Annotated in this window: 1 protein-coding gene; it reads right to left on the bottom strand. The window is 42.9% G+C overall.

From position 1 onward, the window contains the following. Positions 1-74 precede the first annotated feature (74 nt). Positions 75-593 (bottom strand): hypothetical protein, encoded by a 519-nt coding sequence (locus tag ACW9SV_RS22495; RefSeq protein WP_479559033.1) that lies wholly within the window; start codon positions 591-593, stop codon positions 75-77. Between the last annotated feature and the right edge of the window lie 30 nt (positions 594-623).

Genomic DNA, 623 nt, shown 5'->3' with positions numbered 1-623 from the left:
CCTAACGGTTAGTATAAACGACGGCGACAGCCGTCGGCGGAGCTGACGTTTATACCTTGTTAGGCAAAGTTCTTTTATTTGTTGGGGTCTGCGTACTTGCCCGTATTATTTGGGTCAAATTTTGTTGTCATATACTCCTCACTGGGTTGCTTTGAGTGAGTAGAAATAAGGTTTTCTTTGAAAGTCGTAGATTCAAGGAAATTTCTGTCGATTTTTTGTTCAACTTTGCTTAGGTCGAGGAGGTGGATTCTTAGGTCTGTTATCAAAGTGTCGGGAGGCACTTCATTGTTTACAAGCTCACCCCAAATCCAGTTGCAGGAGTTTAGTTTTGGGTTCCAGTCTTTTCCTGACACCAGCACGTCATATCTTTCTGCTGAAACCCTTACTCTTCCTAAGTCGGCAAATGAACAGGGGCAGTCTATTTTGAACGGTGGCCCGTCTTCTGTTTCAGTTTCTTCAGCTTCGATTGTGCCAATAGTAGTCGCCAAGCTGGGCTTTTGCTCAATGGACTTCTCTGATGTCGTCCCTCGAATCTTTTCTGAGCAAGCTATGCTCAACAATGCCAAAAAGAAGAATAACGGGTATCTTGTCATTGAATATTTTATCTATGAATTTTGCCTAAC

The sequence above is a fragment of the Rufibacter sp. JT20002 genome, from assembly GCF_056491185.1.
The sequence above is the reverse complement of the archived record's forward strand: the minus strand, read 5'-3'. Positions and strand labels throughout refer to the sequence as shown.